At 35.9% G+C, this 17,811-nt stretch carries 14 protein-coding genes and 2 pseudogenes; 12 read left to right on the top strand and 4 right to left on the bottom strand.

What is annotated here, in order from left to right; translation table 11 throughout:
- Positions 1-2: 2 nt before the first annotated feature.
- Positions 3-308, top strand: coding sequence for a type I restriction enzyme endonuclease domain-containing protein (locus MUG87_RS19665; protein ID WP_368042565.1), 306 nt, complete (start codon positions 3-5; stop codon positions 306-308).
- 39 nt (positions 309-347) lie between these two features.
- Here MUG87_RS19665 and MUG87_RS03195 read toward each other — a convergent pair whose 3' ends face one another.
- Positions 348-527 carry a M48 metallopeptidase family protein gene (locus MUG87_RS03195; RefSeq protein WP_281503673.1) on the bottom strand — a complete coding sequence of 60 codons (180 nt, stop codon included), beginning with the start codon at positions 525-527 and terminating at the stop codon, positions 348-350.
- A 731-nt stretch (positions 528-1,258) separates the two neighbouring features.
- Complete coding sequence (locus MUG87_RS03190) at positions 1,259-1,396, bottom strand: BRO family protein (protein ID WP_247085460.1); 138 nt, start codon at positions 1,394-1,396, stop codon at positions 1,259-1,261.
- A 555-nt stretch (positions 1,397-1,951) separates the two neighbouring features.
- Here MUG87_RS03190 and MUG87_RS03185 point away from each other — a divergent pair.
- The 8 genes and pseudogenes from MUG87_RS03185 to MUG87_RS03150 all read left to right on the top strand — a co-directional run bounded on the left by MUG87_RS03185 (position 1,952) and on the right by MUG87_RS03150 (position 9,820).
- Entirely contained in the window at positions 1,952-2,509 is a 558-nt protein-coding gene (locus MUG87_RS03185; RefSeq protein ID WP_247085458.1) for a recombinase family protein, read from the top strand.
- A gap of 417 nt (positions 2,510-2,926) precedes the next feature.
- A complete protein-coding gene (locus MUG87_RS03180) occupies positions 2,927-4,234 on the top strand; it encodes an HNH endonuclease (RefSeq protein ID WP_247085456.1) in 1,308 nt (435 codons plus the stop codon).
- Positions 4,235-4,312: 78 nt separating this feature from the next.
- The gene (locus MUG87_RS03175; protein WP_247085455.1) at positions 4,313-5,041 is read left to right on the top strand and encodes an HNH endonuclease; all 729 of its coding nucleotides are present in this window, start codon (positions 4,313-4,315) and stop codon (positions 5,039-5,041) included.
- An 11-nt stretch (positions 5,042-5,052) separates the two neighbouring features.
- Complete coding sequence (locus MUG87_RS03170) at positions 5,053-5,472, top strand: GIY-YIG nuclease family protein (RefSeq protein WP_247085454.1); 420 nt, start codon at positions 5,053-5,055, stop codon at positions 5,470-5,472.
- Between the two features lie 75 nt (positions 5,473-5,547).
- Positions 5,548-7,665, top strand: a complete 2,118-nt coding sequence (locus MUG87_RS03165) for an ORC-CDC6 family AAA ATPase (RefSeq protein WP_247085452.1) — start codon at positions 5,548-5,550, stop codon at positions 7,663-7,665.
- 333 nt (positions 7,666-7,998) lie between these two features.
- Positions 7,999-8,079: pseudogene (locus tag MUG87_RS03160) on the top strand (hypothetical protein); the annotation flags it as partial.
- 372 nt (positions 8,080-8,451) lie between these two features.
- A pseudogene (locus MUG87_RS03155) lies at positions 8,452-9,258 on the top strand (tyrosine-type recombinase/integrase); the annotation flags it as partial.
- A gap of 364 nt (positions 9,259-9,622) precedes the next feature.
- On the top strand, positions 9,623-9,820 hold the full coding sequence (locus MUG87_RS03150) for a hypothetical protein (protein ID WP_247085450.1): 198 nt from the start codon (positions 9,623-9,625) through the stop codon (positions 9,818-9,820).
- A 348-nt stretch (positions 9,821-10,168) separates the two neighbouring features.
- On the opposite strand, the gene MUG87_RS03145 is transcribed toward MUG87_RS03150, so the two are convergent.
- The gene (locus MUG87_RS03145) at positions 10,169-11,233 is read right to left on the bottom strand and encodes a DUF3900 domain-containing protein (protein WP_247085448.1); all 1,065 of its coding nucleotides are present in this window, start codon (positions 11,231-11,233) and stop codon (positions 10,169-10,171) included.
- 206 nt (positions 11,234-11,439) lie between these two features.
- Here MUG87_RS03145 and MUG87_RS03140 point away from each other — a divergent pair, with 206 nt between their 5' ends.
- On the top strand, positions 11,440-12,762 hold the full coding sequence (locus MUG87_RS03140) for an alkaline phosphatase (RefSeq protein ID WP_247085446.1): 1,323 nt from the start codon (positions 11,440-11,442) through the stop codon (positions 12,760-12,762).
- Positions 12,763-12,876: 114 nt separating this feature from the next.
- Here MUG87_RS03140 and MUG87_RS03135 read toward each other — a convergent pair whose 3' ends face one another.
- Positions 12,877-13,800: a patatin-like phospholipase family protein gene (locus MUG87_RS03135; protein ID WP_247085444.1), complete on the bottom strand. Its 924-nt coding sequence runs from the start codon at positions 13,798-13,800 to the stop codon at positions 12,877-12,879.
- Between the two features lie 329 nt (positions 13,801-14,129).
- Between MUG87_RS03135 and MUG87_RS03130 the strand changes: the two genes are divergently transcribed.
- Complete coding sequence (locus MUG87_RS03130; protein ID WP_247085442.1) at positions 14,130-15,248, top strand: SH3 domain-containing protein; 1,119 nt, start codon at positions 14,130-14,132, stop codon at positions 15,246-15,248.
- 531 nt (positions 15,249-15,779) lie between these two features.
- Positions 15,780-17,801, top strand: coding sequence for a YhgE/Pip domain-containing protein (locus tag MUG87_RS03125; RefSeq protein ID WP_247085440.1), 2,022 nt, complete (start codon positions 15,780-15,782; stop codon positions 17,799-17,801).
- Positions 17,802-17,811: the final 10 nt, after the last annotated feature.

Here is a 17,811-nt window from a genome sequence, read left to right as displayed (position 1 = left end):
ATATGCGAAATACAGCACAAAAGGGTGAAAAACACGGCTTTACTCGTGAGCAATATCCGTTTTATCAGATGCTTGAGAAAGAAATACCCCCATACGACGATGTAGAGGATTTAAAAGCACTGACGCATCTTGTTACGGATATTATTCAGCAAGAAGCAGTAGTGGAATGGACAAATAAAGAAGATGTAAAACGTGAAATGCGAAAGAGGATTAAGAAGCAGCTGCGTGTAAGTCCTTGTCCAAAGGAAAGGTTAGAGAGTCTGACTCAGCAACTAATCGATTTAGCAGCAGTACATTACAAAAAATAACATGTTAATGAAATAAGCCATCTGTTTGAGATGGCTTTTCTATTCTAATGTTAAAGTAGGACCATTTATCCGTAACCATTCTTTACGTTGTCCATAGTCGGGCAATATCGAACCTACAAAACTCCAGTAGTCATTGCTGTGATTCATATACTTCAAATGTGCCAGTTCATGTACGAGAATTTCTAATAAGGTTATGGGATGTAGAACAAGAAGTAACAACCAGTTAAGATTTCAATAGAGTAATTAACATCCGAGTGGAAGAATCGCAATGAAATTATTGAAAAACAGTATTTTCTTTTATACACAAGATATAGGGGGTATGCTTTCCACATCTTTATGGGGTTCATAAGTAGGAAATGGGGTAGGTTGATTCATCCACACAGCACTGCTTAAATTAATAATGAAATTCAGATTTTATTAGCTTTAGACGTATTGAGATTAATGAGATAAATATAATTATATGTAATACAAAAACCAAACCTTGTAATATGAGAGTTTGGTTTTTGTATTAACGCTTATGTTGTTGTGATTTTTAAAATATGAAAGTCCTTGTGCCACTTGAAGTCTTTTTCAGTATCTATATTAAAATAAGTGCAGGGTTGATTATGATACTATACTAATTTTTCTACTAAATTAGGAGTGTTAACAGTTTGGTTCATCTTAAATAAACCATTTTCTACATAATTTCGTATAACCCATCTTTGGTTAAGACTGCTGTTTATGAGTGCTTTGGTCCAATCTATACATTGTATATAGTGCCTTTTCATCTTCATCTACAACATTAATCGTTTAATTTGTGTTCTTATTTTCAACCCACTTAATCACATCTTAGCCAAGAAGAGGAGATTGTCTTTATCTCCGTATACTCTAAATTGCTTTCTTAGTAATTGCTGTTCATTGATAACTGCTAACACTAAAACATAATATACCCACCATCTTGATAAATTGATTTAAGGATGCGTTTGACTTCCTTTTTTAAATGCTTTAGCAATCTGCTTGCGTGATTGCATTAAAACTTCGTAAAGACCATCTTCGGTTAAAAACCAAGCTTGTTGATTACCTCCAAGGGTAGAAACAATGTTTCGCACCTTTTCATCATTTTCAACCCTGTTGAGCGTTACTGGTAGTCATTGAATGAAGCGGGATAAAATATTTGAGGAGAATCCAGGTGATTTCTAGCGGGAGAAGAGCAGAACTAAAAAGCACTCTAAGTAACAAGTAGAGAATACTTTGAAGCTGCTGTAGAGTTTTGTATTGAGGTGTTGGTGCTTTTGTAGAAACCACTTCCATTCACACAGACATATAGTAAATTTCCGATACGACTCAAGTAACAGGTGATATTTTGTGCGGTCAAGTGATAAATTAGATATAACAAAATGATATTGTCGATAAAGAAAATAAATGACGGAGTGTAACTATTGAGCGTTGTCTATGAAAAGATATCACAACCTTTTATAGGTTGTTTTTGATAAGATTTTTGTAAATTTAGAGCGTGCTGTAAATTTACAGCCGATAAGCATTACATAATTGTAAATTTGAAATTGATATTATAAAAAATTTACAAAATGAAAATAAAGTCTTTGACTCTAGATTTACAAAATGCTATTTTTGATTCATCAGATAACACGAAAGGGACGATGAACGTGAACATAGCATACATCAGAGTATCGACAGTTGAACAGAACGAAGCAAGACAAGTCGAAGCGATGAAGCAGTACAAGATAGATAGGGTTTATCAAGAGAAGGTATCAGCCAAGAATGCAGACAGACCAAAACTACAAGAGATGCTAGACTTTGCGAGAGAAGGAGATACAATCTATGTTGCAGACTTCTCAAGATTAGCACGCTCTACAAAAGACTTATTGGAACTGGTCGAGCGATTAGAGCTAAAAGGAGTTCAACTAGTATCAATTAAAGAGAACATTGACACTTCAACGGCAACAGGCAGACTAATGTTAAAGATGATTAGTGCTATTAACGATTTCGAGCGTGAAAATATGCTCGAAAGGCAGCGTGAGGGTATTGCGATAGCTAAAGCAGAAGGAAAGTACAAAGGACGAAAAGAAGTATCAATACCAGACTTTGACAAGCATTACCAAAGATATATGAATCGAGAAGTGTCAAAGTCGCAGCTTGCAAAGGAACTAGGGGTATCGAGACCTACACTAGACAAGTTAATTAAACAAAAAAATGAAAGTTAAGAAAGAGGTTCCCTATGGTGTCTCTTTCTTCATGCTGAGAATAAGGGGGATATTTCCACATTTTTAAGGGGGGCATTGTGAGAGTACACCCTATGTACCCTCATCCACACGTCACAAATAATCCGAAACGATGAAGAGCTATCAGACAGTAAAAGAATGGTATGAGTAAGATGAGCATAAATACCCGACATCTTTTAATTGATATATTTATATAATTACGAATTAAAAATATAATGCCTAGCTAATTATTACTATGGTACAATTTACTTATATGTTAGAAATTTCTTTATAAGGATATGGGATGGTAATAGGGTTAGTAATTTATACAAAAAGAAAAAGACAAATATTATTGCATGGTGCAAGAAATAGTGCTGGTGTTCTAGAAAGGTGAGAATTGGTAAATGGAGGTGAAATTACATGGATGTAGATAAGTATAATAAAAGTTTTGCAAATCAAGAATATGTTAAAGGGAGGGGGGAAGAAACCGAGTATTATATTATTACTGCTAAACTAGGAGATAGGAGATATAAGTTAACTTTGTTAAGAAATCATTCAATTATTGAGGAAAGTTATCACGAAGGTCTAACAGCAGCTAAAAATAGTGCGTTTGAATGGCTTATTAGCCATGACCCTTTAATTTTTAAACTAAATAAAGCAACAATGGTTCATTATAAAGAAGATAGACCAAATGGGAATGTTTGGGTTAAAGATACAAATGTTGAATTACATAGAAATCTAGAGGCGTATTTGAAAGTTAATAATATTGAATTGAAAAATGGTACTTTTAAAAATGTGGAAGTATCCCAAGGACAGCAAACATGGATATTTCAAGGGAACCCTAGTATTTTTGATATTAATAACTATATTAGCAACCATAAATACATTTGGTGGTCATTAAGACAAGAATATTTCGCTGATAAAATACAGATAAATGATAATGTATTTTTGTGGAGGTCTGACGGAGGGAAAAGGGGGACAGGAGGTATCATAGCAGCATGTAGGATAGTGAGCTTACCTCTCGAAAAGGCAGATGACAGCGATGCGCAGGAGTATTGGTACACAGACGATTGGAAGAACGCTTACCTAGCTGTGAAATTAGAAGTTCTTGAGGTTAGGATTGGAGCGGAGTTTATAAGTAGACTTTCCTTGCTTGAACACCCTATCTTAAAGGAATTGCTTATTTTAAGACTTCGGCAGCAGACAAACTATTTATTATCGAAGAAGCATGCAATTGAACTTCAGGGGTTATGGGAGTCTAAAAATAGTTTTCACGATGAACTTAGAAATCAAGTTTCCAGTGATATTGAAGCTTCTATAAACCTTGAAATAACAGATACTGAAAAAGAACGAGTCATCAAGTCCAGAATTGGTCAATCAGTTTTTAAAAAGGCTCTCTTAACAAGAGAAAAGAAATGTGGATTATGTGGGGTTTCAGATGAGCAGTTCTTAGTAGCGAGCCATATCAAACCATGGAGTCAATCGAGTAATCAGGAGCGCTTAGATGTTAATAATGGATTGCTGCTGTGTCCAAATCATGATGCTTTATTTGATAAGGGCTATATTAGTTTTGGTGATGATGGAGGAATTTTGATTTCGGAAAGCTTAAATGAAGCAACGAAGGTTTTTCTAAATATCAACGAAGATATGAGGATTAATATAAGTGAGAGTCAACGGCAATATATGAACTGGCATTGTGATAATGTATTTAAAGCCAATTACAAATGATAATGAATTGTCTTTCCATTAATAATAAACGGCTTAAGGTTTAACAAATATAAAATAATCATTGGGGTGCTTAGACAAATGCCAATTTCTAAAATAAGTGTACCACATCTCGAACCAGTGCAACGGAAAAGGGAATATAGCCTTTACACAGATTCTGTTAGGGAAAGGGTGGTTTATGAATATCTATTTAATTCAGAAAGTCACCGCTGGATTGATGAACATGTTATAGGTTTAAATCCAGATGAAAGTCGTGGTTATCAAGCTATGGGTATATTACACTTTATTGGGTTAAAAAGTGTTCATAAAGGTATTTTCAGTGGAAAAGACATTCATGAAGTTATAAATATACTAGAAGGACAAGAATCCGATTTTAGCTTAGTGATTCAGTGTCTTTATAGGCTTATTAATCAAAGAGTGCAGAGTCGTAGTTTGAAAGAGGTTATAGTCGATGATATTGAATCGGAAAAGGCTGAAGAAGAAAATTTTTATACTGATGGGACGGTTAAAGAGTATTATGGAAAGCGATATGAAAGAAATCCAGAAAATAGAAAAAAGGCAATTGAAATTCATGGTCTAAGTTGTGTTGCTTGTGGGTTCAATTTTGAAGAAATTTATGGTGAGCGAGGGAAGGATTTTATTGAGGTACATCATGTTAAACCGTTAAGTACCATAGGTAAAGAGATTGTTATTAATCCTAAGGAAGACCTTGTATCTGTTTGCTCGAACTGCCATAGAATGATACATAGATTGAAAGATGATGTATTAACGGTTGAGGAATTAAAGCTAATACTTATTAATCAATCTTAGGAAGCAGAAATATGAAAAGGGACATTGAAGAACTATTAAAGAAAAAAGCATATTATCCATTAACAACACCATTGTGGAATTCATTTCAGTTTATCCAAGTAAAACCGAAAAGTAACCAAGAAAGACAAAATAACTTAGAGATTATAGAGTTAAATGTGAAGGATAAGAAAGGAATTTATGTATATAGAAATGAAGCAGATGAAGTACTTTATGTAGGCAAAGGAAGCCCTCTGAAATCAAGAATACAAAGTCACTACAACAAGTTATCAAAAGTAAATTCCGTAAGTAGAAGAGATACTTTTTTTCAAAATGACCAAGGCGTTATGACAATATTCTGGTTGGAAATTGAAGAAAAAGAAGAAAGAGAATTAACAGAACATTTACTTTCGTACTTGCTCAATCCAAAGTATAAAAAATGGAGGGCAATTTAAAATTAATTATGTATTAATAAAATTTTGATATTATTAATTGGGTAGTAGTATTATTATTTATGGGAGGGGAATTAATTGGATTCTTTAGGATTTAGAAAAGCTGTAGAAACTTTAAAGTTATACCATAGAATAAATAATAGTGATTTTGCTATAGATGGAGCAAATGAAAGAAACAATCATATAGATAATTTATATGTTGATTTGCTACCAAGTTATGGAGTGTATAGTCAGATGGCTTCACCTAGAACAACTTTTATAGTTGGGAGAAGAGGAACTGGCAAATCGACTATTTTTGCTTATTCTCAAAGCCAGATACATAAAGTTAAAGAAGATTTGTCGGTTTATATTAATGCTAAAGCAGTTCATGAATCCTCTAAGGTTGAGAATATAGGAATAGATTTAACGGAGTTAAGTGGGGTTCTAAATGATAGTGAGTTAAGAAGACTATTGTTGATAAGGAATTTTTTGAAAACCTTTAAACAGAGTCTGATAGAAGAGTTGAAAAAGGAAAACAACGGTTTCTTTGAGAAGATAAATAACTATTTTAGGGATAAAAAGCTACAAAATGCTCTAAATAAACTAGATAATATAATTGAAAATCCAGAGCTGATTAATATTAGTAAAGCTATAAGTCAGAATACAACAACAAAAGAAACACACGAATCATTAGCAGAGATTAAAGCTGCATTGCAAAGTTTAAGTGCTAGAATAAGTAATAAAAGTTCTGATAGTTACGAGGTAAGTTCTTCAAATATTCTAGCAAGGTATTTTAATCTTAAAGATGTAGTGAGTTCAATACAAGAAATTTTAAAAATATGTAATAGAGGAAAATTGTTTATATTCATTGATGACTTTTCTGAGTTAGAAAAAATTGATATGGTTTCTTTTGTTGATGTAATTGTAAGTCCTCTTTATCATTTGGGTAAAGAGTATATTGTTTTAAAAATTGCAGCTTATCCAAATAGAATATACTTTGGAGATTTAGATGTAGGGAAGTATGATTTGGTAAGTATAGATATGTTTGATATATATAAGCAAGAGAATATTGTGAGTACTGAGAAATTAGCTACAAGTTATACTCGAAGAATAATTGAAAATAGAATAACATATTTTTGTAAAAATAGAGTAGAGGATTACTTTGATGTAAAGCTTTTAAGTTTAGATGAATATTACAGGTTATTGTTCCGAAGTTCTATGAATATTGTACGTGTATTGGGTCATGTATTGTATAATTGTTGGCTCTCCCATGTTTCGCAAGGGAAAAAAATTAATCGTTTTGCTATAGAACAAGCAATAGAGAAATATTATCTTGACCATACGCTTAGTTATTTTTCAAAGAATAAGCATTCTAAGGGAACTAAAGGAGTTTTTGATGATAAGGTGGATATCCATGTACAGGAAAACCTACTTAACTCACTGGTACAATATGCGCAAGAAAATAAATATTCTCTTAGCAATTTAGATAATTCATATTTTGTAGATTTATTGGCTGTTCCGACAAGTCATTTTACTATTCAGCCAGATTTAGATAACGTACTTGCTTCTTTAGAGTTTAATGGATTTATACATAAAATTAATGAACTAGCTGCAAAAGGTAGAGCTAGAGGTAGTATGAAAAATACTACTAATATATTATACGCTTTTGATTTTGGTCTCTGTTTTCATGAAAAAATACTATATGGGAAGCCAGAAAATAAGGATTCTAAATTTTTCCAACAGAGAGCTTTTGATTATTCAAGTTTTATATTTGATTGCTTAAAGGAAAGTAAACAAATAGTTTGTAAGGATTGTAAAGCAAAGTATTCAATAGATAATTTAGAGTTATTCGAGAAATTCAAAATGAAATGTATGTCTTGTGAAAATGGAAAATGTCAAGTTCAGTATGATGATAAACTTTTAAAGATAACAGAAAGTCAATTTGAAAATGCAATCTGGACTAAGGAAGAAATTGAAATTTTACAAACAATCCATTTGTTAACTAACGATAATCCAGCTTCTAAAATAATTGCAGGTATGATAGCTGAAGAAATAGACAGAACAACTTCATTTGTAGCTTGGAGGTGTAAAGAACTATCCGAAGCTGGATATCTTCGTAGAAGTGGTGGAAAACCGTATAGCTATGAATTAATGCATAATACGGTGTTAAAATTAAAAGAAATTAATATTATAGGTAGAGAGAGGTCTGAAATCTAAATATCTATTGTATCTTAAAAGAATAATATAATTTTTATGAGCCGCTTAAGAATATACTTGAGTGGCTTTATTTATTAAAGTCTTAATATTATTTAAGATAACGCTGAAATAAGGCTTACAATAATAGTCAGAAAGGCTAAATTGTCTTCATAGAAAAATACTCAGAGGGGAAATTCAAAGGTTCATAATTGAGGTGAACCAAAAATAAATGGTATCAATTGGTACACATTATGGTAGGGAAATCAAGAGCGGAATGATTTCCAAAAAGACAAGCCGAAAAAATATACAAAGCTACAAGTAAGGCAGGCTTTGCAACTGCTTGAGAACTAAACAGATAAGGAAGTTGAAGCCATGACGGGCATTACTAAAAGAACACTCATTTGCAGGAAGAATGAGCAGAAAGCTACAGTTTAAAGAAATGCTTGAGATGTTGAAAGCGATTAATAAGCGATAATAAATATATAATTGATATTCAGTTGATATGACTCGCAAATAGGACATTTAGTTGAAAGAGAATAAAGATAAATTAGAAAAACTCCATTATTTTTATCTTATAGCAAATAACCTTTTTTCTAGTACTCTTGTTTACCATTTTTACATCTACCTCATTAATATAATACGTTTACCAATGCTATTAACCTTTGTAAAATTTGGATTGTAAAGAGGGTGAATTGTAACCTTCCATTGAATAATATGGATAAATATTTTAGTAAAAGCTACCTATTATCCGTTATAATAAAACTATCATATACAGCACAGTTAAGGACTCCAAGGAGGCTCTTAACGATGAAAGGAAGCGTCAAAAAAGATAAGAGAACAGGAAAGTATTTTTATATTGTAGATGTTGGTATTGACCCTTTAACAGGTAAAAGAAAGCAAAAGAAGAAGAGGGGATTCACTACCAAAAAAGAAGCAGAAAATTCTTTAACAAAGCTACTCTCAGAAGTTCATATTGGAATATATGTAGAACCTAGTAAGCTACTTTATGGTGAATATCTGGAGAGTTGGTTTAATACAAAGAAGCATAGTGTTGGCATACAAACAGCGAAAGTGTTGAAAGGGTATTTAAACAGCCGTATCATTCCTTCTCTGGGCAATATCAAATTAGCTAAGTTAACATCATTGCACATGCAAAATTACGTTAATTCGCTACGAGACGAAGGTTTAAAGCGAGGGACAATAGAGAAGATAATCAAAGTCATTCGGAACTCTCTTGAACATGCGATAGATTTGGAGCTAATTACTAAAAATGTTGCAGCTAAAACGAAGTTGCCTAAAGCTGATAAGGAAGAGTTAACTGTGTGGAATGAACATGAAGTACAGTTATTCTTAAAAGCTGCACAGGACAGCAGGTACTCTATTGTCTTTCATATGGCTCTTGTAACTGGAATGCGACAAGATGAATTGTTAGGGTTACGGTGGAAAGATGTTGATTTAGAAAAGGGACATCTAACTATTAGCCAAACGTTAAGTCATGATGGGAAGACGTTCTTGGTTGGAGGAAAGACGAAATCCAGTTTAAGAAAGATACTATTACCTGCATCCACAATAGCGAAGCTGAAGAAACACAGAGCAGTCGTATTGAAAGAGAAACACTTTATCGAAAAATAATACTATTCCACTATCTGTAGGAACTGTATTATTCGGATTTTCCCAGACACTCTTATTTATTGCATTATACCATGCTGTTCTAGCTTCTGCTGGTTATGAATGTTTAGTACCTAAGGTAGTTGATAATTGGAAGTTGGGATTATTTTTTGATAAATCTAAAAATATGGCTATATAGACTAATAAGATTGTAAAAGACAAATGGTTAATCCCATTTGTTTTTTTTTTTTTTTTTAATTTTCAGTAAATAAAATTGAGAATATGTAAAAGGTATATCTTAAATAGTAATATGTGTATAAAATCTAGCTATTGAGTATGAAGTTTACTAATAGATTAAGGAGGAGCAAATATGCTACAGAAAAATTATATTGTTACTTTTAAACTAACCACTGGAGAAATTAAAAGTTCCATTACTGCACTGAGCTTGTCACACTTGCATAATAGTTTGGCTCAAGAAATTAAGGATGTAACAACACCAGTTTTCCTTGTAAACGATATTTATTTGTTCAAACATCATATAAAGTCATTTAATATTGAAAAGAAATAAAAGGGTGGGAGATTAAAATCAAATAAAAAATTTGAAAAGTAACGACCTAAATTTTTTGGATTTGAATGACTACATATTAATCTTGTAATAAGTAATTGGTAGTCTTAATAAATGAAAAAATCCTACCCCCTTTATGGGAGATAGGATTTTTTGATGAAAAGCCCTTGTTCTTTTTGTAAAAGGGAAACTATCACTTACAACCTAAAGAGCAATTTTTTGGTCACATTTTTGGTCACTAAATAAGCATCAAACGCTGTAGTAGCAACGTTTTTAAACTAACATTTTTGGTCACTAAATCGGTCACTAAACCCCTAAAAATCCTCACAAAAACCCTCATAAATCCCTACCTCATCCCCGTTTTCTCCCAATCCGCTCCATGACTTTCTCCAATTCATCCGGCTTCAAAAACTCAATCGGTGAGAACCCCTTCTCAAAGGTCAGCATATCGGCTTCAATCATCAGCACATACTTATCATTCACTTTCGCGATATGAATCTGCTCCCCAAAATCCGCCAGCAAGCCTTTCACAGAAATATGGTCCGCCTTTAGTTTTAACTCTACTTCTGGCGCATACTCCACAATCTGCGCCGCTGCTTCCATGACTTCTTCTGTGCTGAAATGTTCCATCATCTCACGCTTCGGACTCGCTGACCAAATTTCCATCGCTTCCTCAAATTGCTGGCGTTCTTCGCTTTCTTCCTCGTAGACGTTTTCCATACGGTCATATACCATGGTCATGACTTGGTTTTTGACAATTTCGGGCATGGACCGCTCGTACTGGACGAATTTTAAGAAATCCTCAAAATAGCGTGCGTGAGAGGATTGATGAATTTTTAGCTCACGCTCCTCCATCATGCCTTCCTCTGGCATGTAGGGATATTGGATAGACTTCATGTTTTTTGTTGTGATGGCCATTTCGACGTTGCGAATCAGTGTTGCTTCATCGGAAATAGATGCAACTTTTGGTTCAAAGTCACATTTCATGATAAACATAAAGGGCTCATCCAAGTATTTGCGCAGTTTGGCACTTGCTACAAGCAGCACGCCACCGCGTACAGCGCTTGTGTCTGTGTAAGAAGAAGTGAGAATCTCGCTAGCAAGCTGGAAAGCTTCTTTTGTAGTTGCATAGCGAACGCGCTGAAACACATTGAAGTTCGGGTTAGAATCTAATCCATGACCTTCCTCTGTAATAAAATATCCAATTTTAGTAGGTACTTGCTCCCCCTTTGGATGCCGTTCAACCTTGCGTTTTACGATCTTAGCTAATTCTCCGTCTAAAAAGTCCTTTAATGGGCTAGCTTCATATTCTATTTCGTCTAGAGTTTGAAAATGTTTATAGTATTTGGTTGTTTGTTCCCCTTTACCTTCCACGTGAACAACGTAAAAAGATAGATAATTAATTTGAAAATCCATTGCTTTCACCCGCTTCTGTTAGATTGACTTGTTTTAGTATAAGAAAGGCGTCTCCCGCTCGTCAATTGTTGAAATTATTTCATTGTTAATGTTATATAACTACTTTTTACAAATATGTAAAACTATTTAAAGTGAAGTACACACTGTGTTTACTTTTGTTCGTTATGATAAGTCTGTCTAAAAAATAGAGTAAGGGAGAGACGTGTATGTTGAAAAAGGTAGCTGCGGCATTGTTGGGGACAAGCTTGTTGTTTGGCGGCATTACGATGACAAATTCAAAGGAAACCGATGCAAAAGTAAACTATGATTTAAAGGGAAAGGTGAAAAATATTATTTTCATGGTGCCTGATGGATTTTCCGCATCTTATGCAACCAATTATCGTTGGTATAAAGGACAGGAAGCAGCTTGGGATTCTATGCTTGTTGGCATGATGCGTACATATTCTGCTAACTCTGAAGTGACGGACTCTGCTGCTGCGGGTACGGCAATGGCAACGGGCTATAAAACTAACAATGGTGTCATCAGTATGACACCAGATGGAAAATCTCTTAAAACATTGCTTGAAGGTGCGCAAGAAGTAGGAAAGGCAACAGGTTTAGTTGCAACATCTACAATTACACATGCGACTCCTGCAGTTTTTTCTTCACATGTCGCATCTCGTGCAAGTGAGGCGGATATCGCCATTCAAATGCTTGATCATAATGTCGATGTTATGCTTGGTGGTGGTAAGAATAATTTTATCACGAAGGCGCAGGGTGGGAAACAGGAAACGCGTGACTTGTTGGCAGAGGCGAAGCGAGCAGGCTATACAATTGCTGAAGATGCCAACTCTCTAAAAGAAGCTAAGGGTGAAAAAGTATTAGGGTTATTTGCACCAGAAGGAATGGCGCCGGAACTTGACCGTGATGAAACAGGTCAGCCGAGCTTAGCGGACATGACAAAAACAGCATTAAACAAGTTGAAAAAAGATAAAGATGGATTCTTCTTGATGGTTGAAGGCAGTCAAATTGACTGGGCGGGTCACGCACATGATGCGGCGTGGGCAATGAAGGATGCTGAGGCATTTGAGCAAGCGGTAAAAGAAGTCATTCGTTTTGCGGAAAAAGATGGTCAAACAGTTGTAGTTGTTGCAGGTGACCATGATACAGGTGGTATGTCTGTCGGTGGCTATGGTCAATACGACGCAAAACTTGAAGTACTTCGCAATGTCACAGCAACCGGTGATTTTATGGTAAAGCAATTTAATCTAGATAAGACCAATATAAAAGAAATAGTAAAAACTTACACGCAAATTGATCTTTCCGATCAAGAAGTTGAAAAGATTAAAGCTGCAGGCTCAAAAGCATCTATCGTATTAAATGAAATAATTAGCGAGAAAGCACTAGTAGGTTGGACAAGTACACAGCATACTGGTGTAGATGTACCACTGTACGCTTTCGGACCAAAATCTGACTTGTTCCGTGGTTTAAAGGAAAACATCGAACTACCAATTATTATGGGTAGATTAATTGGAGTAAATTTACGGTAACAAGTAAAAGCGCCTTCTTAAGGCGCTTTTTATATGAGAAGAACGCATAAAGTCCTAGGTGTTTTCCTGTTTCAGTAGCTAGCTTCTCAGGTTGATAATTGTTGTTTTTGCGCTTTAATACCATTGTTGCCTCAAAAACTCAAGTGTTGGATGTAAATCTATCGTGAGTGCTGTTTCTACGAGCAAATCATATGCCTTTACATCATCTAACGGTACATTTGATGGTAATGTGGGGTTTAAGCGATGATAACGATTTCCAAGCAAGCATTCACTGTATAACGAGTCGGCCTCGGCACCACCATTTAGCATAACCGAAAGCAAAGGAAATTGTGGTTCTTCAGATCGTTGTTTCTCCGGTGCATTATAAGCCCATTGGCCAAATCCCCATTCGCTCGTATCTTGTGTAATACGAAGCTCTTCTCCGCCTGTACCGATAGATAGCAAAACGAGATTATCCAAGCACTGTCCCCCAAGCCAACGATTAGCCGCCATGGCAATGGCAGCTACGCTTGGACTGTTTGCAAACACACCGCCGTCAATCAATCCGTTATGAGAGGGGAAGTAAATAGGGGCAGCCGAGCTTGCCAGCGCAGCATCAACTGCCCTTACTTCTCCATCACGCTCTAAAAAATTATGGAAGAAAACAGTCTTCCAAGAACTTTGCGATGGTCCTCCCACATCAAAAGCAGTAACAATGACGTGCTTATACAAATTTTTTAATTGTAGCTCTTCTCCCAAAAAAGACACCAACAATTCATGTAGGTGCGCATTACTATAGCGCGGGCGCAAAATCGGGATGCGATGTGGAGAACTGAAGACAGTTGATAAATTTTCTTTTGAAAATACTTGTAAAATTTCTAACGGTGTTTTTCCACTAGCCAGGCCCAGTGCTAAGAATGAACCAACAGAAGTGCCGGCTACAAGATGTGTTGTGCGAACAAGCTCAGGAAAATCTTTACACAATCTTGATAAAATAATTGCCGACAAAACACCACGTACGCCGCCTCCGTCAAAGGTAATAATTCTGTATCTTCCCATAGGTGTACCTCCGCTTTTTATCTAAACCTACCTGTACTTGAGTAAACAAATGATTTTGTTTTATGAGGATCTCGTTATATATAAAATTCAACGGGGCGTGGTCATGTTCGTATAAAAAATTATGATGTCTACTTGGATTTAGACGAAGTGTAAAGCAACAGTAGTAGTGACTTAAGCGGTTACAACCAAATATTGGCCGAACACAAACAGTTTTAACTATTGTAGAATAACAGTGTAGTAGGAAATGTTCTGCTGGTTATCAGGAAAGATTGGTAGAGCTATATCTTTATATTTTTGAATATTCTATCTGTTTATCGGGAGGACATCTTATGAGGAATATATGGAAAAAAGCTACAGCGTTAGCAGTTTTAGCGCCGTCAATGTTAGGGTTCGCGACAGGAGCAGATGCGGCGAGCGGTAAGGTAACAGCTTCTGCACTACATGTTCGCTCTACGCCATCCACAAGTGGTAAAATCATTGGTAAAATATATAAAAATAATACTTTGGATTATAGTGAGCATAATGCAGCGTGGGTTAAAATTAATTTTCAAGGGAAAACAGCTTATGTGGCAAAACGATATGTGCAAACATTACCAAACATAGCAAAGCCTGCTTTTGCGAGCTATGAAGGCAAAGTCACTGCATCTGCATTAAATGTTCGCGTCGGCATTGGAACGAGTCATAAAATTGTAGGGAAATTAGCGAAAGGAACCGTTGTACAGGTGTCAAACAGTGCAAGCGGTTGGCTTTATGTTACAGCAGGCAATATAAAAGGGTGGGTATCTGGTCAATATGTACTGAAAGCCCCCGTAGTACCGACAGCACCTGTGACAAAACCAGCAACACCCGTTCCGGCAACACCTGCACAACCTGTAGTACCGGTTGCAACAGATTATAAATCAATGAATTTACGTTATCCCTCGCAAGTAACGGCCAGTGAAATTAATAGTTACATACAAAAGTATGAGGTGTTAACAGGAGAGCGTTCTATTTTCGGCGGACAAGGGCAGTTATTCATTGATGTGGCAACAGAAGCTGGTATCAATCAGCTATTGTTTGCGGCAATGGCTATTCATGAAAGTCGCTTTGGTATGAATGAACTAGCGGTGCAAAAGTATAACTTGTTCAGCGTTGGTGCTTATGATGCCGATCCTCTGTATTATGCTCATACTTTCCAAAGTGTAGAGCATGCAGTGCGTTATCAAGCAAAATTTTTGCGCGAAAATTATTTAAATCCATCAAATTGGAGATATAAAGGATCTTATCTAGGTGATGGCAACGGCGGGATAAATTATTATTATGCAACGGACAAGCAGTGGGGAGAGAAAATTGCTGCGCACGCTAATAAAATTCATCCATTTCGCGCAGAAGAATACACAAACATTGAGGTAATGTCTGGTGTGACACCAGTTGTGGCTGATCCTATTAAACCGCCTGCGAAAAAATAAAGTTGCGATACATGCACATATATGTTATATTAGACTAGCGATGAGCTGATTTGCATAAGACGAACAACACGCCCTTAGGGCAACGCGCAATGTGGAGCGCGGTTGGACGCCGCAAACACGTAGCCGCCTGCATAATGCAGGCGGCTTTTTATATGTGAAAGTATCGTTCTTACCATCCTTATAAATACATACCTTAATGGAATAAATGATCAAAAGAGATATCTAACTGATAACAAATTAAGATGATTTCTAAGTATGAAGGAAGCGGATGTGTGAAAAGTGCCACGTTGCCTTTTTGAAGTTATATTGTTCACATGCCAATTTGCTTATTCTAGCTCATTTGACTAACTATCTAGGTATTGTTTCGCACCATCCCTTAGTTACTCATTAGCTTGCTAATGGAACAGTGTTGGAAAGAGATATATTAGCTGAAGTGATAAATTGTATTATTAGAAGAGCAATTATAATAAGAATGACCGGACGCAATGAAACAAATAGTAAGATTATGTTAGTTGCTGAAGGTGGTTGTGTATGAAACAAATTTGGAATATTTATAAAAAAGATTGGAAAAATGTATGGTCCACTCCGGTTGTTATACTGTTGATTGCAGCGCTTATCGTGCTGCCATCTATCTATGCAATGGTAAATATACAATCGGTATGGGATCCCTATAAACACACCAGCGGAATTTTGGTTGCTGTTGTAAATGAAGATGAAGGAGCAATGCTTAAGGACAAATCAATTGCGATTGGAAACGAAGTGATTGAAAATCTCAAACACAATAAAAAGCTCGGCTGGATATTTGTTGACCGAGATCAGGCTGCGCAAGGGGTAAAACATGGAATATATTACGCGAGTCTTCGCATTCCAAAAGATTTCTCAAAGCGAATTGCAAGTTTTATTGAAGAGAGACCGCAGAAACCTGAAATTATTTTTACTGTAAATGAAAAGGTAAATGCAATTGCGCCAAAAATTGTAACATCAGGGGCAACGGGGATTACGGCGCAAATTGCAGCATCTTTTGTGGAAAACGTCGGAAATGCCATTTTTTCTGGCTTTAACAAAGCAGGAATAGAACTAGAACGCGAGCTTCCGACCATTCAAAATGTGATTAATCGTATTTTTGAACTTGAAAAAGATATGCCGCGTATTCGAGAAATGGGAGAGACAGCCATTATGCTCGAGGCCAAGCTACCTGATGTAGAGAAGAAAGCGCAAAAGCTGCTTGATTTAGAAGCAAAAATACCAGTATTACAGGATATTGGCGCGCGGATCTTACAAATTGAAGCCAAATTACCTGTGCTTGAAGATGCTGGACAAACGCTTTTGCGTATACAAGAAAAATGGAATGAAATGGAGCGCGCGGCTTTTCTGGTTACCGATATGGTAAAGATATTACAAGATTTACAAAACCAAATTAAAGAAGCTATTGAACAAACAAAAGCAGCTAAAGATGTACAAATGACTGGTAAACAAGAGGAGTTAGAACAACTGAAACAGCAAGTCGAAAGAATGATTACCTCTATAAAAACTTTAAATGTGTCATTGACGGAAAAAGTGAAACAGACAAAGCAGATTGTAGAAACTGTAGCATTGTTTATACAAAACGATTTTCCAGGTGTTGAACAAAAAATTCACCAGGCAGCTGACTTTGTTCGTCAAGACTTACCCCAAGTGGAAGCCGATATGCAACGAGCTGTTGATATCATACGAACGAGGTTACCACAAATGGAGGAGGCTGTTCATAGTGCTGCAAAGCTGGCCCGTACTGATTTGCCTATATTAGATGAAAAGATTCATGTTGCCGCTGACCATATCCGTAAGTTTGAACGAGAGACAAATTTATATGAGATCATTGATGTATTAAAAAATAACCCAAAACAAGAAAGTGATTTTTTAGCAAATCCTATTATTTTGCAAACAAAGCGTTTGTTTCCGATTCCAAACTATGGATCGGCTATGAATCCGTTTTACACGATGCTTGCGCTCTGGGTTGGGGCGACCCTTCTCGTATCTTCCTTGCGTGTAGATGTGGAAGAGCAGGGATACAAAAGCTACGAAGTATATTTTGGAAGACTGCTTACGTTTAGTACAATTTCTGCGCTACAGGCGCTTTGCGCAACATTAGGGAATTTGCTAATTTTACATGTATACACAGTAAATACAGCAGCGTATATTCTATTTAGTATTTTTCTTGCGCTCGTGTTTACAGTTATCACGTACACACTTTGCTCTGTGTTTGGTAATATTGGGAAAGGGCTCGCTGTTATCCTTTTGGTATTGCAGGTGTCAAGCTCAGGAGGAACATTTCCAGTCAGCATGACTTCACCATTTTTTCAAGCAATTAATCCATTCATGCCATTCACATACGCAGTAAGTTTATTGCGTGAGGCGGTAGGCGGAGTGATATGGGATATTGCCATTCATGACATATTTGTACTATGCTTGTTTATTGGTATCTGTATCATGATTGCTCTTCTTTTAAAGAAGCCGCTTAGCAAAAGAATTAGGAACACCGCTAAAAAAGCGAAAGCGACAAAATTGATTCCATAAGAAAAAGCTT

This window comes from Ectobacillus sp. JY-23, assembly GCF_023022965.1.
Classification (GTDB): domain Bacteria; phylum Bacillota; class Bacilli; order Bacillales; family Bacillaceae_G; genus Ectobacillus.
This window is presented reverse-complemented; position numbering and strand designations above follow the sequence as displayed.